Below are 26,214 nucleotides of genomic sequence, written 5' to 3' on the forward strand. Positions count from 1 at the left end.
CAGTACTATCTTTTTTCGGCTTATTTACCTGAGAAAAAGAACTAGTATAGCAAAAACATACTATGATGAGTAATAGATATGTTTTATATTGAAATAATTTTATTATCAAGGCGGGTAATTTTTATGAATTCATTTTAGATAGTTTATAAAACGACATTCTATTCTTTTAATTTTACTTTTTTTATTTTCCAGTTAAATTTTTTCGGCAAATCATTACCTATTAAATATCCCCATGGTTCTAAAGACTCAATTCTGTCAAAAATTATTTTAAGAATGGCTAGCAATGGTATTGCCAGAAACATTCCTGATATCCCTGCAACTCCACCACCGACAATTATACCGATTATGGAGAATAGTGCATTTATTTCGACCTTGGTATTTATAATTAATGGTACAAGTACGTTATTATCTATTAACTGAACAATTATATTTACTATAAGGATTCCTAGTATTATTGAAATTTCGGGAGTCCCTGTAAGCGATGCCAAAACGGTTAATACGCCTGCAATAAAAATTCCTATGTACGGAATCATGTTTAAAATTCCGGTAATAAGACCTAGCAAAACAAAATATTTTACCCCAATAATATAAAGACCTAAGCTTGTTAATACTGCCACTACAAGCATTTCTATAATAAGACCTACAATATAATTGTTTATCGATACTTTTATCTGTGTTAGGATTTCTTTTAGCTTATTATGATATTCTTTCTTAAACAATTTAGCCAGAAAAAGGGTAAAATGTTTTTTATATAAAAGAAACAAAAAGATAAAAATTGGTATTATAGTACAATCCAAAAGAACATCCGAAAGAGATCCTAACGCTGTTCCTAGCTTTTCTCCTCCATTTTTTACAGAATCTGAAGTAACGTTTTCAATATATTTTTTTTGTTCGCCACTGCTAATATTAAAATTTGCTTTTATAAAATTTTGCAAATCATTAAAAACAGCAATTGCATTTTTCTTAATTATAGAAAAGTCATTGGCTATATCACTAATTTGATAGGAGATAAATGTGAGTATCCCTATTATTATAAGTACAAAAATAAGAACTGTAACTATAGATGCCAAAAAATGTGGAAAGCGTAGCTTTATATGCAGCAATGAAAATAAAGGTAGTAATAATACCGAAAACAAAAAGGCTAATAGTACTGATGTTATGATGTCTTTACCGATAACAAATATAAAAGCAATACAAATTATACTTATTAAAACGCAGACAAGTTTTACATAAAAAGGCAATTTAATTGATTCCATAACTGATTTGTTTAGATTAAAAAGCTTTTATTACTACTAATGAAAGCTAAGTTAAACAAATGTTACACTTTATTTGTCTTTTTACGTTTTACTTTTTTAAGACTGACTTATAAAATTCCCATAAAATATACAACCATATAAGTTATTTAAGTAAATATAAGTTTTCAAACGTTTCGCTTAAATGACTTATATGGTTGGGCTTTTTAATCAAAAAACTCTTTGTCTTCAAATTGAGCAGGTATAATCGAGATTCCCTTTTGCAGAAGCAAATTATTAGGATAGATAATTTTTTCTCCTTCTTTAGTTTTTAAACTTACGTGAAAAGCATTTATGTCTTCGATTTCGGCTTCGATAGGGAAATCTTTGTCATGAATTTTTATCGAATCTCCAATTTTAAACGGAAAGGAGAAAAACAAAATAATTCCTGACGTGATATTACTTAATATAGACCATTGTGCAAACATTGCTACACCAATAACGGTCGCTATAGAAGATACAGTAAGGAAAATATCCTCAGTTTTGACACCCCAAACCACAAATAAACCTATTATAAACAAGATATTGGTTAGTAAATGAATGTACTTGATTATCAGATTGGTTCGATGCTCTAAGAAATGTTCCTTTTTAGCATATCGTCGCACCAGTTGGGTAATAGTAATTCTTACCGCAGCCGTTATTACAATAAGGATTCCTGTTGCAAGTATTTCTTTGGCATAATCGGTAAAAAAAGCAGTCATAATTTTATATTTTAATCTAAGGTACTTAAATATTCATAAACTCTGTGTGTAGGAAGTCCCATAACATTGGTGTAAGAGCCTTCTACTTTTGCAACTCCTACAAAACCAATCCATTCCTGAATACCGTATGCGCCTGCTTTATCGTATGGTTTGTAATTTTTAAGATAATATAAAATAGCTTCATCGGTCAATACTGTAAAGGTAACCTTTGTGGTTTCATTTATTACAACCGATTTTTCATTGGTCTTAAAACAAACCGAAGTAATTACATCGTGAGTTGTATTCGATAATGATTTTAATATATTAAATGCATCTTCTTCGTCTTTTGGTTTACCCAAAGCTTTATCATTATGCCAAACAATTGTGTCGCTTGTAATCAGGATTTCGTTTTGCTTTAATTCACCTTCAAATGCTGCAGCTTTAAGCTCGGCTAGATAATCGGTAATTTGACTTCCTTTTAATTCAGGTGGAAATATTTCCTCGACATCTTTTAATCGAATTTCGAAATCTAAATCGAGGTCTTTAAAAAATTGCTGACGTCTAGGAGAACCTGAAGCCAGTATCAAGGTATATTTTTCTAATTTTTGCTTAAGCATTGTATTTAATATTAAGATTAATAATTAAAATAGACAGAATCCCGAAGAATAGAATCCATTTTAAAACGGAGCTCAAATGATGAAACTCTTTGTTTGTTTTGGCAGTGATTATTTTTGCTATAAAGTAAAAAAGTGGCGCCAGCACAAATACAAACGCATATAATGTAGCGATATACAGATTATGAGCTACAAAATAATTATTGATATAAATTAGTAATAAAACCACGGGTATAATTGCAAGAGCAAAGACAACTTTTGCAGTTCGGCTTGTGCCAATTGCTATAGGTAATGTTTTCATTCCTTGATTATAATCACCATTTACATCTTCGATATCTTTTACAATTTCGCGTATAAAATTAATTATAAAAGCAAATACAGCATAATCTAAAAGAATAGAGAACATACTCGCCATTTGTGCTCTGTTATCCACATCGGTAGCAGGAAAAATATCAAAAACTCCAATTATTATAACACTAAAAGACAATACTAAGGCAACAGCAATATTGCCTAAAACCATGATTTGTTTTAGAGTAGTAGAGTAAAAGTAAAGTGTAGCTGCAATTAGGATAAAAATGGTTGCAAAACCAGGTCTCATAATTACATTAGATAAATAAAACCCAATTGCAACTCCTGTAATATTAAGAGCAACATATATATTATAAGCAGCGGTTTCAGAAACGCTTTTACCCACTATAACATCGCTTGGTTTATTAATTAAGTCGGTTTCCTGATCAAAAATATTATTAATAACATATCCAGCAGCAGCGATTAAAACAGTGCTTAAAACCAATAAGCCATATTGCCAATCGGCTAATGCCAATGGTATATTTTGCAATTTTAAGAAACCATAACGAAATAGTATTTGCATAAATGCAAGCATCAGTAGGTTTTGGTAGCGAATGAGTTTGAGGAATTTCATTTTTTTTAAAAGGACTAAGGTTTCTTTTGAGGTACTAAGGTTCTAAGTAACAAAGGTTCAAAGTTTTTTTGTAGAGGCGCACCGCAGTGCGTCTTTATAAGAGATTCAAAGGTTACAATATTGTCTAAATCACGGGTATTTAGGTTATATACTACATAAATCACAACTATAGATTATATACTACATTGTTTTATTGCAAAGTCTATAATATAAAACTTAATTCTTAATGTGTAATACAGACACTACAGATTGATACTGAACACTGTTACTGAATACTAGACTCTAATCGTGTTTTCCGTTAAAATGCTCCATCCATTTTCCTTGTACTTTCATAACTTGCTCGATTACATCACGTGCAGAACCTTTTCCGCCTTTTACGTGCGAGATATAGCGACAAATTGTTTTTATTTCTGGGCTTGCATCTTGCGGGCAAGTAGGCAAACCTACTAATTTCATTACATGGTAATCAGGGATATCATCACCCATGTACAATACTTGCTCAGGATTAATATTATATAATTCAGTGTATTCTTTAAAAGTTTCAACCTTATCCGGAGTTCCTAAATGAATATCGGTGATTCCAAGATTACGTAAACGTACACGAACGCCTTCATTGCTTCCGCCAGAAATAATACATACGTTATACCCACTTTCTACAGCTGCTTTCATAGCATAACCATCACGAATATTCATCGTACGAAGAATTTCTCCTTCATTGGTTACAAAAACCGAACTATCAGTAAGTACTCCGTCAACATCAAAAATAAAAGTAGTGATGTCGTTCATTATTTCTTTATAACTTTTTGCCATTATTTTGTATAGATTTTGTTAGTAATGTATATATGTTTTTTTGATTTTCATCAGATAAATAACTCAAATGAGCCTTAATTGTTGTTTCATCATTTCGTTTTGCAGGTCCAGTTTGAGCATCAATAGGAGAAAGCGAATTGATTTTGCTAGCTGTTTCGGCTATTAAAGGCTTTAATATTTCAAAAGAAACGTTATGTTCTGTGCAAATTTCCTGTCCGATTTGGTATAAATGATTGGTGAAATTATTTACAAAAACTGCCGCAACGTGCAACGCTTTTCGTTGGTCAGAATTGATCGGATATACCGCATTCGAAATGATTTTGGCAAGTTTTTCGAGTACCAAATAATCAGTTCTGTTTTCGGCTTCCAAACAAAGCGGAATCTCTTTAAAATCGACTTCTTTATTCTTTGTAAATGTCTGTAAAGGATAAAATACCCCACTTCGGTTTTTTACATTAATTGCTTGTATTGGAGCAGTTCCAGATGTATGGGCAACCAATTTATTTTTAAAAGGCAATTGTTCCGAAACCGTCGAGATAGCATCATCAGAAACGGCAATAATATACAAATCGGCTTCTTTTAAAAGCGCAAAATCAGTTACGATTTTGCTAGAATCGAGTAGAGGAGATATCACTTTTTTTGTTCTGGAATACACCTGAATAAGTTCAATCGCTTTACTTTTTGCGAAAGCATTTATTAAATGTTGGGACACATTTCCCGAGCCAATTAGCGTTATTTTAATCATAATGCAAAATTAGCATTATTTTTTTTAAATCAGGATTGCTTTTGTTTTTTGAAAAAACGAAGTCAAGCTTTTATTTTAACAAAATAGAAGGAGTGATAGTATAAAATATATTAGTTTTAACACGTAATAAAATATAAAAGAATATTCCAAAATGAATAAGAAAACATTGTTAGTTGTTATTTTTTCCGCATTAAGTGTTGTTGTAAAAGCACAAAATACATTTCCATTTCCATCAACAGGGAATGTGGGTATAGGAACAACTAATCCGCAATATGGTTTACTTGAGTTAGATACTAAAAATGATGCGCTTCCAGCATTAAGAATTGAACATGGATCATTTTCGATGAATGGTCAGGCAAGATTTAGTATTGACGCTCCAGGTGTTAAAGATGGACGATTTGTTGTTACTGAAGGAGGAAAAGTTGGTATCGGTACAACAACTCCATCAGCATTATTAGAAATCTACTCCCCAAATTTCTCAATAGGTAGAGATGACACTCAAAAATGGTCATCGAGAAATGCAGAATATTACCTTAAATTACAAACGATTTGGAATGAAAATGGAATTAATCAAGAATTTATTCAACGTTTTAATGGGGTTGATTATACATCATTATCTTTTTACTATGGTAATGTAGGTATTGGTACATCAACTCCTGATGCTAAACTAGCTGTAAACGGAACAATTCACTCTAAAGAAGTTAAAGTAGATTTATTCCGATGGCCTGATTTTGTATTCAAAAAAGAATATAATTTGCCAACACTCGAAGAAGTTGAAAAACATATTAACACGAAAGGACATTTAGAAAATATTCCGAGTGAGGAAGAAGCTTTAAAAAACGGAATAAATTTAGGAGAAATGAATGCTAAGCTCTTACAGAAAATAGAGGAGTTAACGCTTTATATGATTGAAATAAAAAAAGAGAATGTTCAAATGAAAAATAGATTAATTAAACTTGAAAATAAATAAATAAAATAATGAAAAAAATTACAACATTACTTCTTACATCATTCTTAGTAATATCAGGATCAGCTCAACAAATAGGTGATGGTTTAGCAGCACCTTACTTGTTAGACTTTTCAGGTTTACTAAAATCGGGAGTATATGGTGGATATGCCCAAACTCTTGGTAAAGTTCCTGATGTTAGTGCGGATTGGAATCATTTATTTGTGGTAAGACATGCTAATCCAGATAATAATTTTCAACTGCAGATTGCTTCTTCATTTGCAGAAAATGATAGATTATTTTTTAGGAAAATTGCGGGTGATTTAACTCCTAAAAATCCTAATTGGGTAGAACTCGCCACAAGAGGAATTAATACTTTTACTGGAGATCAAAGTGTTTTTGGAAATTTAATAATCGAAAACACTAGTGCCAGAAGTGGATTTGAAGTTGTCGAAGTTACTGATAGTAAGCCACAAGGGGAAATGGTACCAACAAAATCAGTATTAAAATTATCTAGATATGGAACGGCAAATTACTCTTATAATGAAAATGCGGAATTTCGTATTGGACATGGTGGAAGTGGTGTGTATGGTAGTAAGCTTGACTTATATATAAACGGAAGTACAAATAAAAATTCTATACCTGATCAACATGCGATGACTTGGAATTATGATGGTAATGTTGGTATTGGCACTATAACTCCAAATAACAAGTTAGACGTAAACGGAACAATTCACTCTAAAGAAGTTAAAGTTGATTTATTAGGTTGGTCAGATTTTGTCTTTAAAAAAGATTATAAATTGCCAACACTCGAAGATGTTGAAAAACATATTAAGGAGAAAGGACATTTAGAAAATATTCCTAGTGAGGAAGAAGCTCTGAAAAATGGAATAAATTTAGGCGAAATGAATGCTAAACTCTTACAGAAAATAGAAGAGTTAACGCTTTATATGATTGAAATGAAAAGTAAACAATCAGAATTAGAAAACACCATTAAAGAACTTACTAATAAAATAAAATAATGAAAAAAAATACATTATTAATAGTTACATTTTTTATTACAAGTATAGCTTTTTCCCAACAAATAGGAAACGGATTTGGCCTCATTAAAAATGACTTTACTGTTCCACTTGAATCAGGAATCTATAATGGCTTTAACGCAATGGGAGCCACACCTGATAAAAGTAGTGATTGGCAGCATCTATTTGTTATGAGGTATGAGGGGCAAAGTTCTAATTATCAACTACAATTGGGATCTGCTTTTACAATTAATGATAGATTGTTTTTTAGAAAAATTGTTTCAAATGATTTATTGTCTCAAAATCCATCTTGGATAGAATTAGCAACAAGAGGAAGTAATACTTATTTTGGGAATCAGATAATTAGAGGTACTATTGGGAATTTTGTGGAAACATCTTTAAAAACTGTACTAGGTTCGAGTCAATTAATAAGTGAAAGTGGGGGATCTGTACTTCCAAATTCGTTTTTCAATAGGTTATGGCTATATAGAGATGCTACGTCAGATAACTGGTTGACTGCTCGATTACATGATGGTATCTCAATAGATGCATCATTTAACATACCTCATGTTGATACTAGAACATGGTGGGAAAGAGATCCAAATGATAATATTCAATCATGGGGTAATGCAGGAGAAACTTACCTAACAATAGATAAAGGTAATGTTGGTATTGGCATAATAGCTCCAAATAACAAACTAGACGTAAACGGTACAATTCACTCTAAAGAAGTAAAAGTAGATTTGGAAGGTTGGAATTGGCCAGACTATGTATTCAAAAAAGAATACATTTTACCAACACTCGAAGAAGTTGAAAAACACATTAGTGAAAAAGGACATCTAGAAAATATTCCTAACGAAGATGAGGTTTTAAAAAACGGAATAAATTTAGGAGAAATGAATGCAAAGCTCTTACAGAAAATTGAAGAGTTAACGCTTTATATGATTGAAATGAAAAAGGAGAATATTGAAATGAAAAGTAAACAATCAGAATTAGAAAACACCATTAAAGAACTTACTAATAAAATAAAATAATGAAAAAAAATATTACTCTAATTGCTTTCTTGTTTATCGTTTCACATACCTTTTCTCAGCAAATTGGAGATGGATTGGCCAAAGGAATAAATGACTTTACTACTCCTCTTATGTCAGGAGTTTATGGCAGCATAGATCCTACTATAGGAGGTACGCCTGATATAAGTTCGGTATATCAACATCTTTTTGTAATTAGACATCTTAATCCAGACAATAATCATCAACTACAAATAGGTGCATCATATTCAGAGAATGATAGATTGTTTTTCAGGAAAATTGCAAGAGCTTTGACACCTGCAAATCCTTCTTGGATAGAACTTGCAACTCGTGGCGTAAATACTTTTGAAGGAAGCCAAAATATAAATGGAACAGTTAAAATTCAAACTGCAAATGCAAATTACAATGAAAATTTAAGGTTATTGCCATCAACTGTAAGTGATTATTCGAGTATTGCGTTGGGGGCTGTTGCTGGAGATTTAGGAACAGGTATAGGACAATGGACAATAGTTAGATATCCCCAAACTTATAATTATATGTTTAGTTTGAGATATAACTCTACTGATTATTTTAATATTTTAACTGATGGTAATATAGGTATCGGAGTTACAAACCCCAAAAACAAACTGGACGTAAACGGAACAATTCACTCTAAAGAAGTTAAAGTTGATTTGGAAGGTTGGTCAGATTTTGTATTTAAAAAAGAATATAAATTGCCAACGCTTGAAGAAGTTGAAAAACATATTAGCGAAAAGGGACATTTAGAAAATATTCCTAGCGAGGAAGAAGCTTTAAAAAACGGAATAAATTTAGGAGAAATGAATGCTAAGCTCTTGCAGAAAATAGAAGAGTTAACATTATATACAATTCAGCAATCAAAAGAAATTCAGACTTTAAAGGAAGAAAATAAATCTTTTAGATCTTTATCCGAAAGACTTTCAAAACTTGAACAGCAACAAAAATAATAGGATTTGATAATTTGTAAATATAAACGTATGTTTTTGCGAATTTTGTCTAAAATGAGTTATGCTTTTTGGATATTATTAACAAAATCACGAATATCTGAATCAACATTTTTAAGTACTTTTGTGCCACTTTATAAAATGTAATTCCTTAGTAATGGATAAAAAAATATTCTCCTTTTTGTTTTCTACACGATTAATGGCTGTCCTTTTTTTAACATTTGCAATTGCAATGGGAGTCGGGACCTTTATAGAAAGTAAATACAATACCGATACCGCTAGAATTTTTATATACAACTCTTGGTGGTTTGAGGTAATCATGGTCTTTTTCTTAATCAATTTCTTCGGAAACATAAAAAGATATCAATTACACAAAAAAGAAAAATGGGCTACATTAATGGTGCATTTAGCTTTTATATTCATCCTTTTAGGAGCATTCATAACACGTTATATTAGTTACGAAGGAATGATGCCAATACGCGAAGGAGCTGCTGAAAACCAAATATATTCAGATAAAACATTCATAACCATTTTTGCCGATGGAGAGTACAAAGGCGAGATGAAACGCCGTGTTTTCGAGAAAAGTTTACTATTATCTCCAGTTGCCGATAACGATTTTAGCATTTCAGGTAAATTCAACGAAACTCCATTTGAAGTAGAGTACAAGGATTTTATCATGGGAGCTAAGGAAGTTATAAAACCAGATCCTAGCGGAATCGTATACTTAAAATTAGTTGAAGCTGGTGAAGGCGGGCGAGAAGAACATTTCCTTAAAGATGGAGAAGTTCAAAACATACACAATGTTCTGTTTGCATTAAATAAACCTACAGACGGAGCAATTAATATTAATACAACAGGCGAAACCTATACGATACAAACCCCTTTTGAAGGAGATTTTATGCGTATGGCCGATAAACTAAAAGGAAAAGTAACCAAGGATAATGTACAGTCATTAATGATGCGTTCATTGTATAGTATTGGCGATATCCGAATTGTTTTCCCAGATCCAGCTGTAAAAGGAGTTATTGCTTACGAATCTAATAATGATTATAAAGCCAAAACTCACGAAGATGCTTTGATAGTAAAATTAAAAGCCGAAGGGCAAGAAAAAGAAGTAACATTATTAGGATCTAAAGGTAAAATTGGAGACTTTAAAACAGTTAAAATCGGAAATATCGATTACACATTCTTCTACGGAAGTAAAGCTTATGTATTACCATTTAAGGTTAAACTGAATGATTTTATTGCTCAGAAATACCCAGGAACAGAGAAAAGTTACTCTTCATTCGAAAGTAAGGTAACCGTTATAGATTCTAATAAAACATTCGACGCTAGAATTTACATGAACCACGTATTAGATTACAGAGGATATAGATTCTTCCAATCTTCATTTGATCCAGACGAAAAAGGAACAGTATTATCTGTAAATCACGATTTCTGGGGAACATCTATAACTTATTTAGGATACTTTATGTTGTTCTTCGGGTTAATGGCAATCATGTTTACTAAACATTCTCGTTTTGCCGACTTAAAACGCAAGCTAGAAGTGGTTAAAAATAAAAAAGCAAAACTAATTACTATTTTAGTATTAATGTTGAGCTTTAACGGATTTGCACAAGAGCAACATGACCATGATCATGACCACGATCACGATCATGCAGCACATAGTACAGATCCTAATCATGACCATGAGAAAGATCACAAACACGATCACGCACCACAAAGCAAAGATCCAAACAATCATGCAAATCACGTTACGAGACCGCCAAGTCAGAAACAACTTGATTCATTAATCAATATTTATAAAGCGCCAGAAGCACACGCTGCCAAATTTGGACGTTTAATTATTCAGGATGCAGGCGGAAGAATGAAGCCTATTAATACTTTCTCGTCAGAATTATTGAGAAAAGTAAGCCACAGTGATAAATATAACGGAATGAACTCAGACCAAGTATTCTTGTCAATGACACAATATGCTCAGGTTTGGATAGAAATTCCGATTATATACATAAAATCAGGAAATGATAGTATCCGTAAAATTATCGGAATTGATAAAGATGCAGGATTTGCTCCTTTTATTAAGTTTTTTGACGAAAAAGGAAACTATAAATTATCACCTTATTTAGATGCAGCTTACAAAGCAGCAAATCCAAATCAGTTTGAAAAAGATTTTATCGAAACCGATAAAAAAGTAAACTTAATGGAATCGGCTTTAAGTGGAAGCATCTTAAAGATATTCCCAGTGCCAAATGATCCAAACAACAAATGGATTTCATACTTAGAGATAAGCAATGCAGGTCTAAAAGGAATGGACGAAACGTATGTAAAGCAAATACTACCAATGTATTTTGCAGCTTTAAACAACGCATCTATAACCAAAGATTTTAAGCAAGCCGATGAATTACTAGAAAGTATCAATGGATTCCAAAAGAAGTTTGGAAGCAAAGTACGACCAAGCGAAGAGAAAATCACATCAGAGATATTGTATAACAAATACGATGTGTTTAAGAACCTATCATATTGGTATATTACAGCTTCAATCCTGATGCTTATTTTTACAATACTTAATATATTCTTCGAGAAAAAATCGTTAAGAATAACGGTTAATGTTTTCCATGTAATTATTGGAGTCTTATTTGGGTTGCATACATTAGGATTAATAGCGCGTTGGTACATATCAGGTCACGCACCATGGAGTAATGCTTACGAGTCTATAATATATGTAGCTTGGGCAACAATGTTCTTCGGGTTGGCTTTTGATAGAAAATCTAAACTTACCGTAGCATCATCAGCATTTGTAACAGCAATGATATTAATGGCGGCATACATGAACTGGATTGACCCAGAAATAGCCAATTTGCAGCCAGTTCTTAACTCATACTGGTTAATGATACACGTAGCAGTAATTGTTGCTAGTTACGGGCCATTTGCATTAGGAATGATATTAGGATTTGTATCGTTGGTATTAATATTCTTTACCAATAAGAACAACAAAGCCAAGATGGATTTAAACATTCAGGAAATCACATACATCAACGAGATGGCACTAACCATCGGATTGATAATGTTAACCATCGGAAACTTCCTAGGAGGACAATGGGCCAACGAAAGTTGGGGACGTTACTGGGGATGGGATCCAAAAGAAACTTGGGCATTAATTAGTATCATGATATACGCATTTGTAATTCACGCTCGTTTTGTACCAGCTCTACGCGGAAAATGGATATTTAACCTAATGAGTATGTTTGCGTTTATTTCAATCCTATTTACGTATTACGGAGTAAACTTCCACTTAGTAGGATTACACTCATACGCAAGCGGAGAAGCACATTCATTAGATTGGATTTGGTATTCATTAGGAACAATCACCTTAATAGGAGCTGTGACTTACCCAAAATACCGCAAGTATTATAAAAAATAAAAATTATTAATTCACATAAAAGGTTCAACTGCAAAGTTGAACCTTTTTTTATTTGGAATTTTCCTTAGTAGCAGTACAGCTTTGCGGTAAATAAAAACTTAGAACCTTAGTATCTTTATTTCTGAAATTAGTAGCTATTTCCTGCTGTCCACTATATCTTTTTATTTTTAAAGAAAAAATAAAAAGGATGCCGTTCCCATCAGGGCTAGGACATTCGTTTTCATGATAAAACAATCAATATAAATCTGCTCAATCAGCCAAATCTGCGAGAGTCATTGAGAAAGAGACTTCAGCGATAGTAAAAGGAAGTCGTAATAGTTCTCCAAACTGTGTAGAGTTACGAGAGGAGACCCTTCCTCTATCAGGGTTGACAAGATTGAGAGATGCTGTGCTAAAACTAGCTGTAAAAGAGTATAAGGATTTTAAACCCAAACTAAGCAACCTTAGAACCTTTGCAAATCAGAACCTTAGTACCTTTAAGAAAAAGAACTTTTCTGAACCAAAAAGCAACATTAACCAAAGCAATTAAAGCAGGAACTTCGACCAATGGACCAATTACGCCAGTAAAAGCTTGTCCGCTATTGATTCCGAAAACCCCAATTGCGACAGCAATCGCAAGTTCAAAATTGTTTCCAGTTGCCGTAAATGCAATTGCAGTAGCTTTAGAATAATCCGCACCAAAATATTTCCCTGCCAAAAAGCTAATTACAAACATTATAACAAAATAAAGTACAAGCGGAATGGCAATTCGTATAACATCCATTGGGATTTGTACAATTAATTCCCCCTTTAGGCTAAACATGATTAAGATGGTAAAAAGTAAAGCAATCAATGTAATAGGAGAGATTGCAGGTATGTATTTGTTCTCAAACCAAGTGATACCTTTTAGCTTAATAAGAATGTAACGGCTACCAATGCCAAGCGCAAAAGGAATACCCAAATAAATACCAACGCTTTCGGCAATTTGACCAATGGATATGTTTACATTAAAGCCAGTATATCCAAAATAAGGAGGTAAAACAGTAATAAAAAACCAAGCATAAACACTATAAAGCAAAACCTGAAAAATACTGTTCAACGCAATTAAACCAGCGGCATATTCACGGTTTCCATCGGCAAGGTCATTCCATACAACAACCATTGCAATACATCGGGCTAAACCTATTAAGATTAAACCAATCATATATTCAGGATAGCCATTTAAGAATAATAATGCCAAACCAAACATTAAAAAAGGGCCTATAATCCAGTTAAGAAAAAGAGAAGCACCCAATACACGAGTGTTTTTAAAAACCTCACCCATAAGTTCATACTTAACTTTTGCTAGCGGAGGGTACATCATTAATATCAATCCAATTGCAAGCGGAATATTGGTAGTTCCGCTCGAGAAAGAATTGATAAAACCTCCGCTAGACGGAACAAAATAACCAATTGAAACCCCAATTGCCATAGCAAGAAAAATCCAAAGCGTTAAAAAACGGTCAAGAAAACCCAACTTTTTTCTTTCAACAGTTGGAGCGCAAGTATTTGCAGACATATTATTTGTTTATTTGCGAGAAAACATAAAACATTTCGGTGGCAATTTGTAAACTACGTTCCTGATATTTCTCGAGTTGTAAAGGTGTATTATCAAATGCTTTAGGATCATCGTACGTAATCGGAATACGTTTTTCTGCACCAGCAATAAATGGACAATCGCCATCAGCTTGCGAGCACGTCATGATAGCTGCAAATTTGCTTACAGGATTAAAACTAGCATCAAATGATTTAGAAAATCCAATAATAGGATGCTCATTCGATGCAAATTTTATGGAATAAACCGGATTTTTACCTTCCGAAATAGTTTCGATTGTAAAACCCGAATCTTCCAAGGTTTTAGCCACGACAGGGAATAAAGCAGTTGCTTCCGTTCCACCCGAATAGCAAGAAACATTTTTTATATCAAAATGTGCTGCTGCAGTCTGCGCCCAAACTTGCGCCAGATGACTTCTTCTCGAATTATGGGTACAAATAAAATTAAGTCTAATTTCTTGTAGCGTATTTACTCTATCTTGCACATAAACAATTAAAGGCAATAAAATACGCTTTCGTTCGTCAGTAATAGTTTTAAAATTAAAAGAACGAATAATGTTTTCGATTTCTGGAAATAGTAAGCTCATATTTTAAGAGATACAAAAACTAGCAACAACTACCGCCCGGAGTACAAGAACTAGATTGATTTGATATATCCGAAAGGCGAACCTTAGGTTTTTCAGACGGAATTCCGCATTGATCCAGAGCAAGGCAAGCCGTTTGTTTATTTAGTAAAACAAAATCTTTACCGTTAAAACTTAAATCATATTTACCGATAGTAGTATCTTGATATTCAACTTCAATTTCAAAATCTTCGATACCCAAAACCTTTTCCGAAAGTTCGATGATATGAACCAGTTTTTGAGGTTTCAATCTATGTTCATAATCATTGGCGTCCCAAAGCTGAAAGTTTACAACCGTTTCCTTACGCACAGTACCGCCACAATCGATAAAGTTTTTGGTAATTAAACCAACTTCTGTTACGTGAAAATATTCGGGTACAAAAGTCCCATTTGGAAGCTGGAAATTAATAGCTTCAACTGTTTTTAAAATGTTTTTAATTTCTGAAAGTTTCATAATTTTTATTTTTTAATATTTAGCAACATTCATTATTTCTTCTCTCCAAATGCGTTTCAACATGTTGGAAAAAGACTTTAATTTTTTCAAATCCCAATTCATTAATACAATAACAAATAGCGTTTCCTTCGATATTCCCTTTTATTAATCCCGCATTTTTAAGCTCTTTAAGATGCTGAGAAACCGTAGGCTGAGAAAGAGGTAATTCGTTTACGATATCACCACAAATACATGCATTTACCTTCAGTAAGTATTCTATAATGGCAATTCTTGCAGGATGACCTAATGCTTTTGCCAGAATAGCAAGTTCGTTTTGGTTGTCAGTAAAGAAATCTGTTTTAGTTGCTCCCATTGTTATATTTTTATATTGCAATATTACGATATAGATTTTTATGAAAAAAGAAATTTATATTTTTTTTAAGGGACTAAGGTTTTATTAAAAGGGACTGAGGTGCTAAGAGGCAAAGGTTCAAAGGTTTCTTAGTTTGTGTAAAAAGAAATCCGTTTTTATCCGCGTTTTTGTCTAAGCAAATCCGTTTAATCTGTTTGTAAAAAAAAGAGCAAGTAGCTCCATAAACTATATCGAGCTACTTAATGAGGTCTTCTTGTGTTTAGATGACAATATTGCGACTTTTTTTACGTGTGAAATTAACCATAAAGAACTCAATCCCAAAACTTCGGGAGACGCAGAGGTTTTAATTTTAATCCTAAAAAAGCAATCGCAGTGATCTATGGCTAGGAATAAATTCTGAATTAAGTATTTTTGTGAATAGATAATGAAAATCATTTTTTGCAGATAAATGCAAGTAATTGATTAAGAACTTAAGCTAAGCAAAACGATGATAAAACAAACTGCCGAAAAATTATTAGGACGTTCATTAACAAATAATGATGGATTTGAAGTGAAAATAATTGAAAATGCAGAAACTAGACTGGGGCAAGAAATACCAAAACTACTGAAAGAGTTCTATATTACGGTAGGTAAATTAGATATTTTCATGTCTTCATTTCAGCGATTTATAAAACCTGAAGATTTGTTTTATGAAGATGACAAATTAGTTTTTCTAGAAGAAAACCAAAAGGTTTGTTTCTGGGGAGTTGATAAAGAAAACAAAGAAGATAATCTTTTAGTCTATCAAGTTCAGAATATAGACAATGCGGTATGGTATTCAGAAGAGATTTTACTTTCAGACTTTTTGCAAATGATAATGTACGGACAATGTGCAGAAGGAGGATATACTTTTTCTGGGGCAATATACGATATGGATAAGGATGAGTTATCAGAATTCATAGAAGAGATTACCACTAAGAATTGGCAAAAAGTAGTAGATCATAATAACTGGATTATTTATGAAAATGACAGAAAGCTAATTTGGTATTTTACAGATGAAGATGGAAACTTATCTGAAGATTATCCTTTATTTGTTTCTACACAAACCAAAGAAGATTTTTTAGAGACGGAAGAAGAGTTTGGGTTCTCAGATTTAGATTAAAATATTTATTGCATATAAATCTTTTTTACACGCGGATTAAACGGATTCGCTTAGCCGAAAACGCGGATAAAAACGGATTTCTTTTTTAAAGGTTCTGAGGCTCTAAGTAGCAAAGGTTCAAAGTTGCTTAGTTTACGCATAAACCTTTGTGAACTTTGCGTAAAACCTTGCGCCCTTTGGGGTTAATTTTTTTTTTACACAAACTAAGCAACCTTTGAACCTTTGCCTCTTAGTCCCTTAGTGCCTCAGAACCTTTAAAAAAACCTTTTGGAAACATAATTGCTAATAAAACACAAATCAGTAAAAAGTTATATTCCATCCCATTTCTTCCACCACCTACAACAAACCATCCTTCCTGAAAATGAACTAAAATAATCCCCATAATAAGTACCAAAATAGTAACGATTGCAGCAAAGTTGATGTATTTATTGATGAGTAAAAGTACAGCAGCAACAATGTGTGATAATTTTATAGACCAAGCGAGGAATACGCCAAAAGGAGCAAAACCAATTTGGTTTAAATAGAGATTTCCAAAATCATTAATTCCATTGTCAAATATTCCGAAAACGCTGTGAGTTAGTAAGATTATAGCAACTGCAACTCTTAAGATTAAAGTACTGTTCATAAATTGAATTGGTTTAGTAATGGTTAGTTTAGATTTTAAAAATAATAAAAAAACGCATATTAAATTGTTTTAATATGCGTTTTAAATTTTATAAGAAGTTGAATTTTAAACTTTTCCTAAAGTATATAATTGATCCATTGTAGGACTTGGACTTCCGCCTTCAGGTTCAAGAGTGATTCCAAAAGCTTCAGCATAACCCGTATTTTCAACCTTGAATATTTTTTGATTATTAGAGTCAAAGTCAGTTAATAAACCAATGCTTGTAGGAGTAAGTGCAGGACTTAGTTTTAAAGCCCAAACCTGATATACTTTACCTTTTGGAGGTTTTGGCAATCCAGCAGCATCAATATAAGTTACTTTAGTATCCTTATTCCAATACGCTTTAGCAAAAGAATGTGGTGCAACAGCTTGTCCGCCTAGTGTAACCCCAGTATTTTTTATATCCCTTACAATCGACAAGTTTTTTTCGGTGATTTTGCTTTCTTGGTCTAAGAGCGCATATTCACTTTTTAATTTATCTTTTTCCGTACCCACAACTTCTATTGCTTGTTTAGTTTGGCTAAGTTGCACATACTGGTAAGCAAAACCTAATAAGAAAAGTACAGCTGCAGCCCAGCCCACATATTGAGACCAAGTAGAAGCTGGTTTCATATCGACAACTTTGCCGTGTTTAAGTTCTAGTTTAGCTTTAATTTTTTCAAAATTAGCTACCGAATGAAAAGGAGAAAAACTAGATGATAATGCTACTATTGCTTTCTCAATAGCAATAATCTCATCGTTAATTTCGTCATGTTTTTTAGCCATTGCGGCCACTTCTATGCTTTCGGACTCAGTAAGTAATCCATAAACATAAAGCTCCAAAATCCCTGATTCTATATATTCTTTTGTTTCCATTATAATTTCAAATAAATTCGTAAGTCGTTAATACAATTTCTGTTTTGCGTTTTAATCGTTCCCAAAGGCATCGCAAGCTCTTCCGAAGCTTCTTGTTGCGTATATCCTTTAAAGAATAATAAATCAATTATAGCAATACATTTAGGTTTAAGTTTTTTTACAAACTCATGAATACCAATAGTATCTATTTTATTAACGAGTTTGTTACTGTCGTCTAGTAGATGTACGAAATTATCTGAAGAAAGGTTTTTTTGACTGTTATTGAAATTTTTTGAACGAAGTTTATCGATAGATGTATTCCTAGCAATATTAAGGATCCAGGTATAAAACCGACCTTTACTTTCGTGGTAAGAATCGATGTTTTTCCAAATTTTAACAAATACTTCCTGAAGCACATCTTCGGCTTCTTCTCTATTTTTTATAAGAACATTAATTACCGCAAATAAACTTTTAGAATACATATCATATAGATAAGTAAAAGCCTTTTCGTCTTTCTTATAAATTAATACTAATAACTCCTCTTGACTCATATTCTGTAGATTTAGGGTGAATAAACGTGTACATTTCAGTTTATAAACTGCAAATATTATAAATGTTGGTATAAATATAATTCAAAAAATTAAAGGAATTGTAATTTATTTCTAACAAGAATGCTTTGTAAATACTTAATAAATAAAATATTAACTTTTTTCATTTTTTTAAAACCAAACATAAACTAATCTCGTATATAGAAAATAATGAAGGTCTAAATGGGGGATAATTTAGCCTTAAATATTTGTTTTTTAATCAGGGATAGGTTTCCATTCTAATGTATTTAGGATAGAAGTGGTAAATATGGGGGATAATATTTTACCATTTCTACAAGAGCAGATGAGGGAACGAATTTGGAAACCTTTTCCTAATTAAATTACATTCTACTTCAAAATTCCAATTCCTAAAAAGTTGAATTTAACCACAAAACGCTTAAAGTAAAGTCATTAATGTCGTTTTAGGCTTTAAATTAAAGTTTGGCTTGGCAATGAGATATAAAAAGAATATTTTTGTCTGAAATGTAAGAATAATCAATTGAAAATCTTACACGCAAAAACAATTCAGATTATAAAATCCCCCTCATGAAGAAATACCTACTAATACTCCTGATGGCTTTCGGAGCAAACAGTTACAGTCAAATTTTAAAAGGTATTGTGGTTGACGTAAACGGAAACGCTATTGAAAATGCCTATATTTTTAATACAAAATCCGAAAGTCATGCACATACAAACGAAATCGGAAACTTTAGTATCGAGAAATCTACCATTGGAGATGTTTTAAAAGTTAGTGCTTTAGGATATAAAAAGATAATATATACAATATCCGAATCGGAGATTATAGTAACATTAGAAGACGATAGTTTTAAACTAGACGAAGTTGTAATTCAGCCTAAATTATTAGCAATGAATGTAATTTCGAAGATAGATTTGGAGGTAACTCCAGTAAATTCTTCGCAAGAAATTTTACGTAAAGTTCCAGGATTATTTATTGGGCAGCATGCAGGAGGAGGTAAAGCAGAGCAAATGTTTTTAAGAGGTTTTGATATTGACCACGGAACCGATATTGCAATTACAGTTGATGGAATGCCGGTAAATATGGTTTCGCATGCACACGGACAAGGATATTCAGATTTGCATTTTGTGATTCCCGAAACAGTAGATAAAATAGATTTTGGTAAAGGAGCATATTATGCTAATAAAGGCGACTTTGCAACAACAGGATATGTTGATTTTAAAACCAAAGACAGATTAGAAAATAGTAGTATAGGTGTAGAAGTAGGACAGTTTAATACCTTTAGAACAGTTGGATTGTTTGACTTGTTAGGAAAACAAAAAAAGCAAAGTGCTTACATCGCTACCGAATACATTATTACCGACGGACCTTTTGATTCTCCTCAAAATTTTAATAGAGTAAACTTATTAGGTAAATATTCGGCAATACTAGAAGATAATAGCAAAATATCGATTTTGGCTTCCCGTTTTTCAAGTAAATGGGATGCATCAGGGCAAATACCACAACGATTGGTAGATCAAGGGATCATTTCGAGATTTGGATCTGTTGATGATACAGAAGGAGGAAATACATCGAGAACCAATTTTAACGCTTCACTTCATAAACCAATTGACGAAAATACATTCTTAAAAGCCAATGCTTTTTATACCAATTATGAGTTTGAATTGTACTCGAATTTTACCTTTTTCCTAAACGATCCAGTAAACGGAGATCAGATTAAGCAAAAAGAAAACAGAGATATTTATGGAATGAATGCCGAATTGAATAAAAAAGTTAAAACTGATAAATTAGATTTAGGATTTCAATTAGGAGTAGGATTTCGTACAGATGCTACGACCGATTCTGAACTTTCGCATACATTAAACAGAAGAACCGTTTTAGAAGAAATTAAATTAGGAGATATCGATGAGTCTAATATTTTTACTTATTTAAACTCAGAGATAAACATTGGGAAATTAATTATAAACCCAGCCGTAAGAGTCGATTATTTTAAGTTTAATTATCAGGATAAGTTATCGGTAGATTACAAAACACAATCAGAGAATAAAGTGAGAGTTTCGCCTAAGCTTAATTTTATTTATACACAAAACAATAATTTGCAATATTATCTAAAATCAGGAGTTGGTTTTCACTCTAATGATACTAGAGTAGTAGTAGCTAATAAAGGAACAGATATCCTACCAATTTCGATAGGAGCAGATTTAGGAACAATCTGGAAACCTTTGCCTAATTTAATAGTAAACTCGGCTTTATGGTATTTATATCTACAACAAGAGTTTGTATATGTTGGCGATGCAGGAATTGTTGAACCAAGCGGAAAAACAAGACGTATGGGAGTAGATTTAGGTTTGCGTTACCAATTAAACCAATGGTTCTATTTTGACTTTGATGGAAATTATACTTACGCTCGTAGCATAGATGAACCTAAGGGAGAAAACTATATTCCGCTAGCGCCAGATTTTACAACAACAGGAGGATTAAGTTTTCATAAATGGAATGGGTTTTCTGGAGGAATACGTTACCGTTATTTAAAAAATCGACCTGCAAATGAAGATAATTCTATTGTAGCCAATGGATATTTTGTATGCGATATGAATTTGAACTATGATTATAAAAAAATCACATTCGGAGTTTCAATCGATAACTTATTTAATACAGCATGGAATGAAACCCAGTTTGCAACCGAATCAAGATTAAAAAATGAGCCAGAAAGTGTCGAAGAAATACATTTTACTCCAGGAACACCTTTCTTTATGAAAGGAAGAATTATCTACAAATTTTAATAATATAACTTAATTGATTTTTTATAAAGCCTAATGTTTATAGCGTTAGGCTTCTTTGATTAATTAACAATTGTTCATCATAAAATAAAGTGAAGAAGGAAATCAGGTAAATCAAATTTGATTAATTTTATAAAAAATTTAATTATGAAAAATATATTGTTTCTATTCTGTGGAGTTATGTTTTTATTTAGCTGTCAGAATCAAGCACAAACCAAAAAAAATAAAAACAGCAAAAGCGAAAACGTCATGGAAAAACAAACCATTTATCAGTTTAAAGTAGAAGATTTAACAGGGAATCAGTTTGATTTTGCTTCTTTAAAAGGAAAAAAGATTATGATTGTAAATACAGCTTCAAAATGTGGATTAACACCGCAATACAAAGATTTAGAGGCAATTTACAAAGAATATAAAGATAAAGGTTTTGTAATTGTTGGGTTCCCTGCAAATAACTTTGCATCACAAGAACCAGGTACAAACGAAGAAATTGGCGCTTTTTGCCAACAAAATTACGGCGTTACTTTTCCTATGATGGACAAAATCTCGGTAAAAGGAGATGATATGAACGAAGTATATAAGTTCTTAACTCAAAAATCTAAAAACGGAGTGCAAGACTCAGAAGTAGAGTGGAACTTTCAGAAATATCTAATAAACGAAAAAGGAGAATTAGTAAAAGTAATTCATCCTAAAACGTTGCCTACAGATCCAGAAATTATCAATTGGATTAAAAGCTAACAAACGTTAAAAAAAATAAATAGAAAGCGATTTTCAAGACATTGAAAATCGCTTTTTGTTGCTGTAAAGTTTATTTTTCATACTTTTAAAACTATGTTTGAATCATTACGCAAAAATATAGCAAGGCATATAGAAATTACCGATACCGAGTTTGAAATCTTCAGAGGTTATTTTCACCCAATTTCAATAAAAAAGAGAGACTTTTTACTCAAAGAAGGTGCAATATGTACTTTTGAAGCTTTTGTTACCAAAGGATGCTTCCGTATTTATTATACTGGAGAATCTGGGAGTGAACAAATCTTATACTTTGCCATCGAGGATTGGTGGGCAACAGATATTGACAGCTTTATGAATCAGGTTCCATCGATTCTAACCATAGAAGCTTTAGAGGATTGTGAGGTATTAATTATATCAAAGAAAGATAAAGACAATTTATATAATCAATTACCAATTGTAGAGAAATTGTTTCGAATCATGAATCAAAAAACACTAGTAGCTTTCCAACGCCGACTTATTTCATCTCACGGACAAACGGCAGATAAACGATATCTGGAATTTTTAGAAAAATACCCATCCTTAGAACAACGCATTACGCAACAACAAATAGCGGCTTATCTAGGAATCTCGCATGAGTTTTTGAGTAAAATTCGAAAGAAAATGCATAAAAGTGAATGATTGTTATAGAAGTGCTTTTTTGAACTAGTTCAAAATTTTCCGGATTGTTGCATGTTACTTTTGCTAAATAAACTTAAACATTGTAATTATGAAAAAAGCACTTGTACTTATCGATATTCAAAATGATTATTTTGATAACGGAAATCACGTTTTATATCAGCCAGAAATAGCCTCGGGTAATGCCAAAAAGATACTAGAATATTCTCGTGAGAATAAAATAGATATTATTCATATTCAGCATTTATCTATGAATCAAGGTGCTGATTTCTTTTTGCCAGATACCAAAGGGGCAGAAATACATAAAGATGTTACACCGATTAATGAAGAGAAAGTAATTGTAAAGCATTATCCTAATAGTTTTCGTGATACAGAATTACATCAATATCTTACCGAAAAAGGGATTACCGAGTTACTTATTTGCGGAATGATGACCGATGTATGTGTGGCAACAACGGTAAGAGCAGCGATGGATTTAGGATATACAACAACAGTTATAGGAGATGCCTGCGCTACCGAAGACCGTATGCTTTATGGTAAAACAATTCCAGCAAAACAAATACATGAATCCTATCTAGCAGGATTAACAGCCTTGGGTAATTTATATGCAACGGTATTAACTACACAAGAATATCTAGATAAATAATTGACTAAACAGCGATTTTCATTAATTTGAAAATCGCTTTTTTATTGGAGTAAATTTTGTTATTCGTTTAAGAAACTAATAATTCTGTTTTCAATTGTAGGTTCAGTATCAGAATGCCCAGCATCTTCAATATATAAGATAGAATTATTTAATTTTTCATGTAATTCCTGAGCATATTCTATTGGGCAAATCAAATCTTTTTCGCCGTGAATTATAGTTACAGGAATGTTACCTAACTTATCTGTGTTTTTGATAATAAAGTTCTCCTCAATAAAACAATTATTACTAAGATAATGCGCCTCTAATATTGACAGCGAGTGATAAGGAATTTGTTTTATAATAGTATCAATTTCTTGATCTGATAAGCTTCTTTTAAAAATAGATATTTCATAGAAAGCCCATTCGTAAGAATAAAATTCCTTGTCTTCATCAGTCCCATTAAGCATTTTATCTAGATAATATTCAGATATTTTTAGAGAAGAATCTAAAGGGACATTATTCTTAAATCGATTCAATTCTTTTGGGTACTTATCCTTAATGTCACCATTAGTAAAATGGTCAATGGATTTTTTATCACCCAAAAAAATTGCTCTTAGTAATAAAGAATTAACCCTTTCAGGATTCAGGATGGCGTACACAAGGCTTAAAGTTGTTCCCCATGAACCTCCAAAAATATTAATTTTATCAATATTTAGATGATTTAAGAGCTTATTGATATCATCTACTAAATATGGGGTATTATTTTCCTCTATACAGCCAAAAGGTTTACTTCTAGAAGAACCTCTTTGGTCAAAAAAAATCACTTTGTGTCTTTTAAAATCAAAAAAACGTTTGTCATTTTCTGAAAAGCCAGCCCCAGGACCACCGTGAACAAATAAATAACAATCACCATTTATGTTTCCGCAAACTTCATAGTATATTTTATGAAGATTGCTAACCTCCAATAATCCCTTTTCGATAATATTATCTTGTATCAATAGGTTATTATTTAAGAATTAATTGCATGAAAACCAAATCTAGCCAATGGTCGAATTTATAACCAACTTCGCGAATAGTTCCAGTTGCAACAAATCCGAACTTTTCATGAAAAGTAATACTTCCTGCATTATCGGCATCAATGGCGCCAATCATTACATGATATCCTTGTTCTTTTGCGAGCCGAATTAATTCAGTCAATAATTTAGAACCAATGCCTTTACCAATTGTATTTTCTGTAACGTACACAGAATGCTCTACGGTGTATTGATAGCCAATTTTCTCTCTAAACGGACCATAATTACCAAAACCAATAACTTCACCGTCTAGCTCAGCTACAATAACAGGCAGGTTTTTGGCATTTTTATCCTCAAACCATTTCTGCTGAACATCGATAGTCTGGATTTCGTAGCTATAATTAGCAGTAGTATGTAAAATAGAATGATTAACAATATCAAGAATTTTTTCTAAATCTTGAGAATTGGCTTGTCGAATTATAACAGACATATAAGTGGTATTATTTATGGTTTTATTTAAGTTCAGCAAGTAAAGCATCGGCATCTTTAGAGTCCCAATCCATTTCCTTACAAATAGCTTTTGCTTTTTTAGCATACACCAAAGCCGATTTTTTATCCTTGATTTTAATATAAAGGCGTGCTAAAAGTAAATTCCCATCATAAGAATCATTCAAATCTAAAGAACGTTTTACCCATTCTATAGATTTTTTAAGACTTTCAGTATCAGTAATGTTTTTTAAATAGACTTCCCCAATTTCTTTTAGAACACTAGGAGTATTCCAAACATATTTTTGAGTTCCATCCAGAGTTGTTTTCTTATAATAGTTCCAATTAGTACTTCTTTCTGCAATTGTCAAATCATAAGAAAAAATAAGAGAATCAGTTTTCTGAAGACGAATCGTTTTAGCAATTTCCCTTTGTTTATAGTAATTAACAGTATCCAGACTTTCGGTATAAGGGCGAAGTAATTCCGTAACGATATTAATTATCTTTTTCTCCACACGATCAGGAGAAGCAACGGCTCCAAATTCTTTTTGATGTTGCAATACATATTGAAATTCATGCGACTGAATATCGCTTACACCATTGGCAATAATGCGCCAGTTCATTTCGGTAAGCAATTGAGCGTCTGATTGTGTGGCAAGATACGTATGAGTAGCTTTAGATAAATCGACTCTTTCACGACCTTTTCTCAACGTATTTAAATAAGCCAAACAGTTGTTAGCATTACTAGGATCAGCCATAAATACAGACTCTAGATAAGGCAATTGCATTTTAGGATTTAAAGCATTTTTAATTTCGTTTAAAAAATCAGCGGGTTTTATTTCACCCTTCAAATTATATAAAACAGTTTCATTAGCATCAACAATTAAAAAACTAGGTAGTGATTTAGTATCAAACTTAGCTTTTAAGGCAAGACCTTCCTCTTTTTCAATATCCTTCCAAACACAAACATAATTATCCTTTAAAAAAGCCATTACAGTAGTATCCTGAAAAGTACTATTTTTCATTACATTACAATGCGGACACCAATTTGCATAAAGCATAATAAAAACAGGTTTATTTTCTTGTTTAGCCTTTACCAATGCATCTTTGTATGTAATATTATCATGAACAAACTGATTTTGAGCATTTCCGGTATGAATAAAAAGGATAAGCAACGATAGATAAATAAAACGCATGATTTTTTTGTTTTTATTAAAGATAATATTTACAAATATATTTCCTTTTTCTATAATTAGA

At 32.1% G+C, this 26,214-nt stretch carries 26 protein-coding genes; 10 read left to right on the forward strand and 16 right to left on the reverse strand.

Annotated features, from left to right (window positions below):
* Positions 1-158: 158 nt before the first annotated feature.
* The 6 genes from IW20_RS17130 to IW20_RS17155 form a co-directional block, all read right to left on the reverse strand.
* On the reverse strand, positions 159-1,256 hold the full coding sequence (locus IW20_RS17130; protein WP_035625065.1) for an AI-2E family transporter: 1,098 nt from the start codon (positions 1,254-1,256) through the stop codon (positions 159-161).
* A 203-nt stretch (positions 1,257-1,459) separates the two neighbouring features.
* The gene (locus tag IW20_RS17135) at positions 1,460-1,993 is read right to left on the reverse strand and encodes a mechanosensitive ion channel domain-containing protein (protein ID WP_035625067.1); all 534 of its coding nucleotides are present in this window, start codon (positions 1,991-1,993) and stop codon (positions 1,460-1,462) included.
* A gap of 11 nt (positions 1,994-2,004) precedes the next feature.
* Positions 2,005-2,589 carry a Maf-like protein gene (locus IW20_RS17140; RefSeq protein ID WP_035625071.1) on the reverse strand — a complete coding sequence of 195 codons (585 nt, stop codon included), beginning with the start codon at positions 2,587-2,589 and terminating at the stop codon, positions 2,005-2,007.
* Positions 2,582-3,508 (reverse strand): geranylgeranylglycerol-phosphate geranylgeranyltransferase, encoded by a 927-nt coding sequence (locus IW20_RS17145; protein WP_081912505.1) that lies wholly within the window; start codon positions 3,506-3,508, stop codon positions 2,582-2,584. Before IW20_RS17145 ends, IW20_RS17140 begins: the two co-directional genes overlap by 8 nt.
* A gap of 282 nt (positions 3,509-3,790) precedes the next feature.
* Positions 3,791-4,318 (reverse strand): KdsC family phosphatase, encoded by a 528-nt coding sequence (locus tag IW20_RS17150; protein ID WP_035625076.1) that lies wholly within the window; start codon positions 4,316-4,318, stop codon positions 3,791-3,793.
* Entirely contained in the window at positions 4,302-5,063 is a 762-nt protein-coding gene (locus IW20_RS17155) for a Rossmann-like and DUF2520 domain-containing protein (protein ID WP_035625078.1), read from the reverse strand. The genes IW20_RS17150 and IW20_RS17155 overlap by 17 nt, the downstream gene beginning before the upstream one ends.
* Before the next feature lie 151 nt (positions 5,064-5,214).
* Here IW20_RS17155 and IW20_RS25435 point away from each other — a divergent pair, with 151 nt between their 5' ends.
* From IW20_RS25435 to ccsA, 5 genes are all read left to right on the forward strand, one after another.
* Entirely contained in the window at positions 5,215-6,033 is an 819-nt protein-coding gene (locus IW20_RS25435) for a hypothetical protein (RefSeq protein WP_051885857.1), read from the forward strand.
* Positions 6,034-6,041: 8 nt separating this feature from the next.
* Positions 6,042-7,031, forward strand: a complete 990-nt coding sequence (locus IW20_RS26610) for a hypothetical protein (RefSeq protein ID WP_051885860.1) — start codon at positions 6,042-6,044, stop codon at positions 7,029-7,031.
* Entirely contained in the window at positions 7,031-8,062 is a 1,032-nt protein-coding gene (locus tag IW20_RS26750; RefSeq protein ID WP_051885861.1) for a hypothetical protein, read from the forward strand. Before IW20_RS26610 ends, IW20_RS26750 begins: the two co-directional genes overlap by 1 nt.
* On the forward strand, positions 8,062-9,024 hold the full coding sequence (locus IW20_RS25450) for a hypothetical protein (RefSeq protein WP_051885862.1): 963 nt from the start codon (positions 8,062-8,064) through the stop codon (positions 9,022-9,024). The genes IW20_RS26750 and IW20_RS25450 overlap by 1 nt, the downstream gene beginning before the upstream one ends.
* A 154-nt stretch (positions 9,025-9,178) precedes the next feature.
* Positions 9,179-12,442: a cytochrome c biogenesis protein CcsA gene (gene ccsA, locus IW20_RS17180; protein ID WP_035625080.1), complete on the forward strand. Its 3,264-nt coding sequence runs from the start codon at positions 9,179-9,181 to the stop codon at positions 12,440-12,442.
* Positions 12,443-12,875: 433 nt separating this feature from the next.
* Here the strand turns inward: ccsA and arsB are convergent, their stop codons facing one another.
* Genes arsB through IW20_RS17200 form a run of 4 tightly spaced genes read right to left on the reverse strand, consistent with a single transcriptional unit; the run spans position 12,876 to position 15,443 of the window.
* Positions 12,876-13,979, reverse strand: coding sequence for an ACR3 family arsenite efflux transporter (gene arsB / locus IW20_RS17185; protein WP_051885864.1), 1,104 nt, complete (start codon positions 13,977-13,979; stop codon positions 12,876-12,878).
* A gap of 1 nt (position 13,980) precedes the next feature.
* Positions 13,981-14,601, reverse strand: coding sequence for an arsenate-mycothiol transferase ArsC (locus IW20_RS17190; protein ID WP_035625082.1), 621 nt, complete (start codon positions 14,599-14,601; stop codon positions 13,981-13,983).
* 19 nt (positions 14,602-14,620) lie between these two features.
* Positions 14,621-15,091, reverse strand: coding sequence for a DUF6428 family protein (locus tag IW20_RS17195; RefSeq protein WP_035625083.1), 471 nt, complete (start codon positions 15,089-15,091; stop codon positions 14,621-14,623).
* A 19-nt stretch (positions 15,092-15,110) separates the two neighbouring features.
* Positions 15,111-15,443 (reverse strand): ArsR/SmtB family transcription factor, encoded by a 333-nt coding sequence (locus tag IW20_RS17200; RefSeq protein WP_035625084.1) that lies wholly within the window; start codon positions 15,441-15,443, stop codon positions 15,111-15,113.
* Positions 15,444-15,930: 487 nt separating this feature from the next.
* On the opposite strand from IW20_RS17200, the gene IW20_RS17205 reads away from it, so the two are divergent.
* Complete coding sequence (locus tag IW20_RS17205; protein WP_035625085.1) at positions 15,931-16,584, forward strand: hypothetical protein; 654 nt, start codon at positions 15,931-15,933, stop codon at positions 16,582-16,584.
* A 229-nt stretch (positions 16,585-16,813) separates the two neighbouring features.
* Here IW20_RS17205 and IW20_RS17210 read toward each other — a convergent pair whose 3' ends face one another.
* The 3 genes from IW20_RS17210 to IW20_RS17220 all read right to left on the reverse strand — a co-directional run bounded on the left by IW20_RS17210 (position 16,814) and on the right by IW20_RS17220 (position 18,633).
* Positions 16,814-17,209, reverse strand: coding sequence for a DoxX family protein (locus IW20_RS17210; RefSeq protein ID WP_035625087.1), 396 nt, complete (start codon positions 17,207-17,209; stop codon positions 16,814-16,816).
* Positions 17,210-17,314: 105 nt separating this feature from the next.
* The gene (locus IW20_RS17215; RefSeq protein WP_035625089.1) at positions 17,315-18,103 is read right to left on the reverse strand and encodes an anti-sigma factor; all 789 of its coding nucleotides are present in this window, start codon (positions 18,101-18,103) and stop codon (positions 17,315-17,317) included.
* The gene (locus IW20_RS17220) at positions 18,103-18,633 is read right to left on the reverse strand and encodes an RNA polymerase sigma factor (protein ID WP_035625091.1); all 531 of its coding nucleotides are present in this window, start codon (positions 18,631-18,633) and stop codon (positions 18,103-18,105) included. The genes IW20_RS17215 and IW20_RS17220 overlap by 1 nt, the downstream gene beginning before the upstream one ends.
* Positions 18,634-19,215: 582 nt before the next feature.
* Between IW20_RS17220 and IW20_RS17225 the strand changes: the two genes are divergently transcribed.
* From IW20_RS17225 to IW20_RS17240, 4 genes are all read left to right on the forward strand, one after another.
* The gene (locus IW20_RS17225) at positions 19,216-21,429 is read left to right on the forward strand and encodes a TonB-dependent receptor (protein ID WP_035625093.1); all 2,214 of its coding nucleotides are present in this window, start codon (positions 19,216-19,218) and stop codon (positions 21,427-21,429) included.
* A 144-nt stretch (positions 21,430-21,573) separates the two neighbouring features.
* Complete coding sequence (locus IW20_RS17230; protein ID WP_035625095.1) at positions 21,574-22,161, forward strand: glutathione peroxidase; 588 nt, start codon at positions 21,574-21,576, stop codon at positions 22,159-22,161.
* A gap of 93 nt (positions 22,162-22,254) precedes the next feature.
* Positions 22,255-22,836 (forward strand): Crp/Fnr family transcriptional regulator, encoded by a 582-nt coding sequence (locus IW20_RS17235; protein ID WP_035625097.1) that lies wholly within the window; start codon positions 22,255-22,257, stop codon positions 22,834-22,836.
* 88 nt (positions 22,837-22,924) lie between these two features.
* Positions 22,925-23,479, forward strand: a complete 555-nt coding sequence (locus tag IW20_RS17240; RefSeq protein WP_035625099.1) for a cysteine hydrolase family protein — start codon at positions 22,925-22,927, stop codon at positions 23,477-23,479.
* Positions 23,480-23,538: 59 nt separating this feature from the next.
* Here IW20_RS17240 and pip read toward each other — a convergent pair whose 3' ends face one another.
* The 3 genes from pip to IW20_RS17255 are packed head-to-tail and all read right to left on the reverse strand — an operon-like array spanning position 23,539 to position 26,153.
* Positions 23,539-24,456 (reverse strand): prolyl aminopeptidase, encoded by a 918-nt coding sequence (gene pip, locus IW20_RS17245; RefSeq protein WP_051885865.1) that lies wholly within the window; start codon positions 24,454-24,456, stop codon positions 23,539-23,541.
* A gap of 7 nt (positions 24,457-24,463) precedes the next feature.
* A complete protein-coding gene (locus IW20_RS17250; protein ID WP_035625225.1) occupies positions 24,464-24,961 on the reverse strand; it encodes a GNAT family N-acetyltransferase in 498 nt (165 codons plus the stop codon).
* A gap of 22 nt (positions 24,962-24,983) precedes the next feature.
* On the reverse strand, positions 24,984-26,153 hold the full coding sequence (locus IW20_RS17255; RefSeq protein ID WP_035625102.1) for a thioredoxin family protein: 1,170 nt from the start codon (positions 26,151-26,153) through the stop codon (positions 24,984-24,986).
* Between the last annotated feature and the right edge of the window lie 61 nt (positions 26,154-26,214).

This window comes from Flavobacterium hydatis, assembly GCF_000737695.1.
GTDB classification, from domain to species: Bacteria; Bacteroidota; Bacteroidia; order Flavobacteriales; family Flavobacteriaceae; genus Flavobacterium; species Flavobacterium hydatis.

Coding starts and splice junctions, on each gene's coding strand:
- IW20_RS17130 (WP_035625065.1), bottom strand. CDS start 1,256: ATGGAATCAATTAAATTGCCTTTTTATGTAAAACTTGTCTGCGTTTTA.
- IW20_RS17135 (WP_035625067.1), bottom strand. CDS start 1,993: ATGACTGCTTTTTTTACCGATTATGCCAAAGAAATACTTGCAACAGGA.
- IW20_RS17140 (WP_035625071.1), bottom strand. CDS start 2,589: ATGCTTAAGCAAAAATTAGAAAAATATACCTTGATACTGGCTTCAGGT.
- IW20_RS17145 (WP_081912505.1), bottom strand. CDS start 3,508: ATGAAATTCCTCAAACTCATTCGCTACCAAAACCTACTGATGCTTGCA.
- IW20_RS17150 (WP_035625076.1), bottom strand. CDS start 4,318: ATGGCAAAAAGTTATAAAGAAATAATGAACGACATCACTACTTTTATT.
- IW20_RS17155 (WP_035625078.1), bottom strand. CDS start 5,063: ATGATTAAAATAACGCTAATTGGCTCGGGAAATGTGTCCCAACATTTA.
- IW20_RS25435 (WP_051885857.1), top strand. CDS start 5,215: ATGAATAAGAAAACATTGTTAGTTGTTATTTTTTCCGCATTAAGTGTT.
- IW20_RS26610 (WP_051885860.1), top strand. CDS start 6,042: ATGAAAAAAATTACAACATTACTTCTTACATCATTCTTAGTAATATCA.
- IW20_RS26750 (WP_051885861.1), top strand. CDS start 7,031: ATGAAAAAAAATACATTATTAATAGTTACATTTTTTATTACAAGTATA.
- IW20_RS25450 (WP_051885862.1), top strand. CDS start 8,062: ATGAAAAAAAATATTACTCTAATTGCTTTCTTGTTTATCGTTTCACAT.
- ccsA (WP_035625080.1), top strand. CDS start 9,179: ATGGATAAAAAAATATTCTCCTTTTTGTTTTCTACACGATTAATGGCT.
- arsB (WP_051885864.1), bottom strand. CDS start 13,979: ATGTCTGCAAATACTTGCGCTCCAACTGTTGAAAGAAAAAAGTTGGGT.
- IW20_RS17190 (WP_035625082.1), bottom strand. CDS start 14,601: ATGAGCTTACTATTTCCAGAAATCGAAAACATTATTCGTTCTTTTAAT.
- IW20_RS17195 (WP_035625083.1), bottom strand. CDS start 15,091: ATGAAACTTTCAGAAATTAAAAACATTTTAAAAACAGTTGAAGCTATT.
- IW20_RS17200 (WP_035625084.1), bottom strand. CDS start 15,443: ATGGGAGCAACTAAAACAGATTTCTTTACTGACAACCAAAACGAACTT.
- IW20_RS17205 (WP_035625085.1), top strand. CDS start 15,931: ATGATAAAACAAACTGCCGAAAAATTATTAGGACGTTCATTAACAAAT.
- IW20_RS17210 (WP_035625087.1), bottom strand. CDS start 17,209: ATGAACAGTACTTTAATCTTAAGAGTTGCAGTTGCTATAATCTTACTA.
- IW20_RS17215 (WP_035625089.1), bottom strand. CDS start 18,103: ATGGAAACAAAAGAATATATAGAATCAGGGATTTTGGAGCTTTATGTT.
- IW20_RS17220 (WP_035625091.1), bottom strand. CDS start 18,633: ATGAGTCAAGAGGAGTTATTAGTATTAATTTATAAGAAAGACGAAAAG.
- IW20_RS17225 (WP_035625093.1), top strand. CDS start 19,216: ATGAAGAAATACCTACTAATACTCCTGATGGCTTTCGGAGCAAACAGT.
- IW20_RS17230 (WP_035625095.1), top strand. CDS start 21,574: ATGAAAAATATATTGTTTCTATTCTGTGGAGTTATGTTTTTATTTAGC.
- IW20_RS17235 (WP_035625097.1), top strand. CDS start 22,255: ATGTTTGAATCATTACGCAAAAATATAGCAAGGCATATAGAAATTACC.
- IW20_RS17240 (WP_035625099.1), top strand. CDS start 22,925: ATGAAAAAAGCACTTGTACTTATCGATATTCAAAATGATTATTTTGAT.
- IW20_RS17250 (WP_035625225.1), bottom strand. CDS start 24,961: ATGTCTGTTATAATTCGACAAGCCAATTCTCAAGATTTAGAAAAAATT.
- IW20_RS17255 (WP_035625102.1), bottom strand. CDS start 26,153: ATGCGTTTTATTTATCTATCGTTGCTTATCCTTTTTATTCATACCGGA.